The sequence below is a fragment of the Inquilinus sp. genome (assembly GCF_057815775.1).
The window spans coordinates 1-5,819 of the sequence record NZ_JBYRFX010000981.1 but is presented as its reverse complement, the minus strand read 5'-3'; the positions used below and the strand labels follow the sequence as shown (position 1 = coordinate 5,819).

Annotated in this window: 6 protein-coding genes; 3 read left to right on the top strand and 3 right to left on the bottom strand. The window is 68.3% G+C overall.

The features are described from left to right. Nucleotides 1–433: alpha/beta hydrolase family protein (locus tag AC3XYG_RS35105; protein ID WP_489144532.1), on the top strand; the 433-nt coding region annotated here is incomplete at its 5' end. 3 nt (nucleotides 434–436) lie between these two features. Here AC3XYG_RS35105 and AC3XYG_RS35100 read toward each other — a convergent pair. After that, on the bottom strand, nucleotides 437–2,020 hold the full coding sequence (locus tag AC3XYG_RS35100) for a DHA2 family efflux MFS transporter permease subunit (protein ID WP_489144531.1): 1,584 nt from the start codon (nucleotides 2,018–2,020) through the stop codon (nucleotides 437–439). Then, nucleotides 2,017–3,138 (bottom strand): HlyD family secretion protein, encoded by a 1,122-nt coding sequence (locus AC3XYG_RS35095; RefSeq protein WP_489144530.1) that lies wholly within the window; start codon nucleotides 3,136–3,138, stop codon nucleotides 2,017–2,019. Before AC3XYG_RS35095 ends, AC3XYG_RS35100 begins: the two co-directional genes overlap by 4 nt. A 108-nt stretch (nucleotides 3,139–3,246) precedes the next feature. Here AC3XYG_RS35095 and AC3XYG_RS35090 point away from each other — a divergent pair, with 108 nt between their 5' ends. Further along, on the top strand, nucleotides 3,247–3,936 hold the full coding sequence (locus AC3XYG_RS35090; protein WP_489144529.1) for a CerR family C-terminal domain-containing protein: 690 nt from the start codon (nucleotides 3,247–3,249) through the stop codon (nucleotides 3,934–3,936). On the opposite strand, the gene AC3XYG_RS35085 is transcribed toward AC3XYG_RS35090, so the two are convergent. Continuing rightward, nucleotides 3,881–5,119 carry an adenylate/guanylate cyclase domain-containing protein gene (locus tag AC3XYG_RS35085; protein WP_489144528.1) on the bottom strand — a complete coding sequence of 413 codons (1,239 nt, stop codon included), beginning with the start codon at nucleotides 5,117–5,119 and terminating at the stop codon, nucleotides 3,881–3,883. The genes AC3XYG_RS35090 and AC3XYG_RS35085 overlap by 56 nt on opposite strands. Nucleotides 5,120–5,322: 203 nt before the next feature. On the opposite strand from AC3XYG_RS35085, the gene AC3XYG_RS35080 reads away from it, so the two are divergent. Next, nucleotides 5,323–5,793 (top strand): DUF3828 domain-containing protein, encoded by a 471-nt coding sequence (locus AC3XYG_RS35080; RefSeq protein ID WP_489144527.1) that lies wholly within the window; start codon nucleotides 5,323–5,325, stop codon nucleotides 5,791–5,793. Nucleotides 5,794–5,819: the final 26 nt, after the last annotated feature.

Here is a 5,819-nt window from a genome sequence, read left to right as displayed (position 1 = left end):
GACCCTCGGCCCGGGGTACAAGGCGGCGGTGGAGCAGCTCGGCGCCACGGGGCCGCTGGTCATCGGCGGCAAGTCGATGGGCGGGCGCGTGGCCTCGATGATCGCCGACGAGCTGTACGTCACCGGCCACACCACCGGGCTGCTGTGCCTCGGCTATCCCTTCCACCCGCCGGAAAAGCCGGCGCAACTTCGCACCGCCCATCTCGCCGGCCTGGCGACGCCGGCGCTGATCTGCCAGGGCACGCGCGACCCGTTCGGGACGCGGGACGTGGTGGCCGGCTACACGCTGTCCAGCCGGATCGAGCTGCTCTGGCTCGAGGATGGCGACCATGATCTGAAGCCGCGCAAGAGCGTCTCGGGCTTCACCGCGGCCGACCATCTGCGGACGGTCGGCGCCGGGGTTACAGCCTGGGTGGAGCGGATCACCGGCTGATCGTCAATGCGCCGCGCCGCCACCACCGCCGGCCTTCACCGCCGGGAACAGCAGGGCGAGGGGGGCAACGCAGAAGGCCAGGATGGCGCAGACCACGAACACGTCGGTGTAGGCCAGCAGCTGGGATTGGCCGATCAGCTGCTGGTACAGGTGGCCGATGGCGCTCTGCTGCGCCGCGGCGTGCGGCACGCCGGTCGCCTCGATCGTCCGGGTGACGGCCGCGACCGTGTCGAGATAGGGCTGCGATGTCGCGGTCTGGTGCTCACCCAGATAAGCCATGCGCACCTGGCTGCGCGTGGTCAGCAGCGCGGTTGACAGCGAGATGCCGATCGAGCCGGCGATGTTGCGGATCATGGTGAACAGCGCCGCGGCGTCGCCGTTCAGGTTGCGCTGCAAGGTCAGGTAGGTGACCGACGAGATCGGCACGAACAGGAAGCCCAGCCCTGCGGTCTGGAACACCCGCATCTTCACCAGCGACCAGAAGTCGAGGTCCGGGGTCAGATGGGCCGAATACAGGAAGGCGACGCCCAGGAAGGCATAGCCGAACATGATGATGAAGCGCGTCTGCACCCGCGGCATGATGCGGCCGACGACGATGATCAGCACGATCAGCGCCAGCGCCCCGGGCACCAGGAATTCGCCCGCCAGCGTCGCGGTGTAGCCGAATTGCAGTTCCGACAGCTGCGGCAGCAGGACGGAGCTGGAGTAGAGCACGATTGCCATGGCGAAGATCAGGATGCAGCCGACGGCGAAGTTGCGGTCCGCCAGCACCCGCAGATTGACGATCGGATGTTTGGCGCGCAGCAGCCAGACCACGGCCCCGCCGATGCCGATGACGGCGAAGACGGCCAGCAGCCCGATGAAGGGCGAGGTGAACCAGTCGGCATCCTCACCACGGTCGAGCATGATCTGGAAGGTGCCCAGGCCCAGGATGATCAGGCCGAGGCCGATGAAATCGAACGGACCCTTGTTGCTCTTCTGCTCCCGCGTCGCCGGCGGGTCGCGCACCAGCGCCGTCACCGCCATGAAGGCGATGATGCCGACCGGGATGTTGATCAGGAAGATCCAGCGCCAGCTGTAATTGTCGGTGATCCAGCCGCCCAGGGCAGGCCCCAGCACCGGCGCCACCACGGTGGCCAGCGCGGTCACGGCGAAGGCCTGGGCGCGTTTCTCCGGCGGGAAGGTGTCGAGGATGATGGATTGCTGGGTCGGCTGCAGCCCGCCGCCGAAGAAGCCCTGCAGCAGCCGGAACACGATGATCTGGCCCAGGCTCTCCGACATGCCGCACAGGAACGAGCACACGGTGAACATGGCGATGCAGATCAGGAAATAGCGCTTGCGTCCCAAGAGCCGGGTCAGCGAACCGGAGATGGTCAGCACGATGCCGTTGGAGACGAGGTAGGAGGTCAGCGTCCAGGTGCTCTCGTCGGTGCTGGCCGACATGGCGCCGGCGATGTGCGGCAGCGCGACGTTGACGATGGTGGTGTCCAGCACCTCCATGAAGGCGGCGAGGGTGACGACGATGGCGATCAGCCAGGGATTGACGGCCGGCCGAGCTGCCGCCGCCCCGTCGGCCGCGGCGGTCATTGCAGGTTCACCGTGGGGTCGACCGAGGCGCCGAGCGGCAGCGGCAGGGCGGGGTCGAGCCCGCTGTCGATCGTGATCTTCACGGGAATCCGCTGCACGATCTTGACGTAGTTGCCGGTGGCGTTCTCGGCCGGGAAGGCACTGAAGCGCGAACCGGTGCCGAGCTGGATGCTATCGATGTGGCCGTGCAGCCGCAGGTCGCCATAGGCGTCGACCCGGATGTCGACCTTCTGGCCGGCCCGCATCCGGTCGATCTGGTTCTCCTTGAAGTTCGCCGTGATCCAAACGTCAGGCGTGACCAGCGAGAACAGCGACTGGCCGGCCTGGACATAGCTGCCGAGCTGGACGTTGCGCAGCGTCACCCAGCCATCCTGCGGCGCCCGAACCTCGGTGTAGGACAGGTTGAGCTCCGCGGTCGCGAGCTGGGCCTGGGCCTGCTGCACCCCGGCCGCGGCCTGGTCGACCTGTGCCTGGGCCTGGGCGATCGTCTCGTCCACCAGGCCGGAGATGTCGACCTGGGCCTGGTTGTTGGCCAGGGTCGCCTCGGTGGTGCCGAGCTGGGCGAGGGCCTGGTCCTTGGATTGCTGGCTGGTTGCCTTCAGGTCCAGCGTGGCCTGGCGGCGATTGTCGATCGCGGCGAGATCCCGGTTCGCCGTCGCCAGGGCGACCTGCGCCTTGGCCTGGACCAGTTTGGCCGGGGCGGTGACCTTGGTCATCTCGAGGTTGACCTGGGCGTTCTCCAGCTGCGCCTGGGCGCTGGCCAACTGCGCCTTGGCCTGGTCGCGCGAAGCGACATAGTCGCGCGGATCGATCCGGATCAGCAGGTCGCCGGCCTTGACCCGCTGGTTGTCGGTGATGGCGAGGGTCTGGACATAGCCGGCGACCTTGGGCGCGATGGCGACGACGTTGCCGTCGACCTGGGCGTCGTCCGTCGTCTCCGTGGCGCGGCCGCCGAAATAGTACCAGCCGGCCCCGCCCAGCAGGATGCAGGCCAGGATGGCCCAGAGGATGAGCGACCTCGCACCGGATTTGCGGCGGGCCGGTGCCTCGGGGGCGGCGGGCTTTTGCCCGCTGTCGGGCTTCGGCTGCTCGTCAGCCTCGATGTATCCGGTATCCATCTGTCGACCCTTTGGATTGGCGGCGCCAACTCTCTGCTCCCGCCTATATCGGCAGTCAAATTCAAATTTAAAATTGTTTTTTTGTCAGGGGGTCGCTAGATCGTTGGAATGACTGCCAGCCGACACCAAGCCCGACCCGTCCGAGAAAAGCCCAGCGCGGGCGACCGGTCGCGCGAACACCTGCTGGAGGTCGCCGGCGAGGTCTTCGCCGAAGAGGGCTACGGCCGGGCCACCAGCAAGGAAATCTGCGAGCGCGCCGGCATGAATGCGGCCGCGGTCAACTATCATTTCGGCGGCATCGATGCGCTGTACGGGGCGCTGTTGGTGCGGGCGCACCGCCACTTCATGACGCTCGAGGCGCTGCGCGAGATCGACGAGAGCGACCTCGGCCCGCAGGACAAGCTGCGCGCCTACCTCATGCCGCTCGTCCAGCGGCTGGCGCAGCTGTCCGCCAAGTCATGGGAGCTGCGCCTGCTCAGCCGCGAGATCGTCTCGCCCTCGCCGCTGCGGGAGGCCTTCTTCGGCAGCGAGATCCGGCCGAAGCTGGAAATCATGCGCGGCATCGTGGCACAGCTGATCGGCGCCCGGCCGGAAGAGGCGGTGGTCGGGCGGGCGATCCTGACCGTGGTGGCGCCATGCCTGCTGCTGGCCCTGGCCAACCGGACGATGCTGCAGGACGTGCTGCCGAGCCTGGCCGACCCGGCATCCGAGATCGGGCCCCTGATCGACCACTATCAGCGCTTCATCCTGGCCGGCCTGGAAGCGGTGGCCGTCCACCATCGGTCGCAACAGGGCTGACGGTTCCGCTCGCCCAGGCGAACAGCTCCAGCGGTTCGTCGAAGCCCTTCAGCGGGTGAAGGCCGATGCTGCGGCTGCCCGGCCGGTCCAGCAGCGCATTGAAGCGCGGCGACATCAGCAGCGGCTGGCCGGTGGTTGCGCAGGCCGTCTGGATCCGGCTGACCAGGTTGACGTCGCGGCCGATCACCGTGAAGTCCAGCCGCCCGCCCGAACCGATATTGCCATAGGCGACCGTGCCGTGATGCAGCGCCACCCCGGCGCTCAGCGGCGTGCCGGCCTGCGAGACGGAGTGGATCCGCGCCAGGGCCTCGCTCGCCGCCTCGAAGGCCGCGGCGCAGCTGGCCGCCGCCCCGTCCTCATGGTGGAAGAAGGCCAGCACGGCGTCGCCCATGAACTTCATGACCTCGCCGCCATGCGCCGTGATGCCCGGCACCACCTGGTCGAAATACAGGTTCAGCCGGTCCAGCATCTGCTCCTGCGGCAGCCGGTTCGACAGCACGGTGAAATCGCGCAGATCGCACAGCAGCAGCGCGGCATCGAGCGTCTCGACATCGCCGCGCCGGATATGCCCGTCCAGGATGCGGCGGCCGCTGATGCGGCCGACATAGGTGTCCAGCAGCGTGGCCTCGGCCAGGCGCAGCAGGCGGATCTCGCAGGCGCTGCGCAGCGCCGGGATGAGGCGCCGGATCAGCGCCAGCCCCTCCGGGCCGAAGCCTTCCGGCCGCCGGGTGGCGAAGCAGACACAGCTGGCCGGGGTCTGGCCCATCACCAGCGGCACGATCTCCACCACCGCAAGGCCGCGGTCGCGGAAGAAGTCCAGCTGTTCCATCCGCACCATCTCGTCTGGTGTGGACAGGGTCAGCCAGAGCCGGTCCCGGGTGGTCCGCCGGAGAGGATTGGACTCATAGTCCGGCAGGCGCTCGACCGAGATGTCGCGGTCCTGCATCGCCACCGGCTCGCCCTCGCTCCAGGCGACGGTGCGGGCCAGGATCTCTGGATGCAGCGTGCGCAGATGCAGGCTCAGCCGGTCGATCGGCAGGCCCAGCCCCCGCAGCCGGCGGCCCAGCACGGCCAGCACCTCTCCGTCCGGCGCATCGTGGCATTCGTCGCCCGACAGCCATTCGATCAGGCCGGGCACGCCGGATGCGTCGGGCAGCCCCGGCTCAGGGGTGGGGTAGGTCATCGTCATTCCTCACGCGGCCGTGTCCCGGCCGATTCATGCGCGGCCATTATCCGCCGTTTGACCTGTCGATGGCGAGATCCGGCCGGGTGGGCTGGCTGCAACCCTGGAAAGCTGTTTCTATCGGGCGGCATGGTCGCGGCGACGCCCCGTGTGCCGTGCCCATCGCCGCCCGGCCCTGAACAGGTTTTCCCGGAGTGCCCGCCATGACCAGATCCCGCTTTCTGCTGTGCCTGATGCTTCTGGTCTTCGGCGGCGGCACGGCCCGGGCCGCGGACGGCTCCCCGGAAGCCTTCCTGACGGCGATCTACAAGCATTATGTCGGCAAGGCCGGACAGACGGGCCTGCCGCTCGACAGCGATGCCGACATCCGCCGCTACTTCGAACCGTCCCTGGCAAGCCTGATGATCGCAGATCGCAAGGCGGCAGCCCCGGGCGATGAGCCGCCGACCCTCGACGGCGACCCCTTCGTCGGCGCCCAGGATTGGGAGATCAAGGACCTGCACGTGGCCGTGGCCGAGGCGGGCACCGATCGGGCCGTGGGCACGGTTGCCTATAAGAGCTTCGACGCGCCGGTCACGATCACGGTCGATCTCGTCCGCACCGCTCATGGCTGGCGGATCGGCGACGTGCATTGGCTCGACGGCACGCTGCGCGGGCTGCTGACGGCAAAATAGGTGCCGGACCGCCGGCTCGGCAGAGT

Coding starts and splice junctions, on each gene's coding strand:
- AC3XYG_RS35100 (WP_489144531.1), bottom strand. CDS start 2,020: ATGACCGCCGCGGCCGACGGGGCGGCGGCAGCTCGGCCGGCCGTCAAT.
- AC3XYG_RS35095 (WP_489144530.1), bottom strand. CDS start 3,138: ATGGATACCGGATACATCGAGGCTGACGAGCAGCCGAAGCCCGACAGC.
- AC3XYG_RS35090 (WP_489144529.1), top strand. CDS start 3,247: ATGACTGCCAGCCGACACCAAGCCCGACCCGTCCGAGAAAAGCCCAGC.
- AC3XYG_RS35085 (WP_489144528.1), bottom strand. CDS start 5,119: ATGACCTACCCCACCCCTGAGCCGGGGCTGCCCGACGCATCCGGCGTG.
- AC3XYG_RS35080 (WP_489144527.1), top strand. CDS start 5,323: ATGACCAGATCCCGCTTTCTGCTGTGCCTGATGCTTCTGGTCTTCGGC.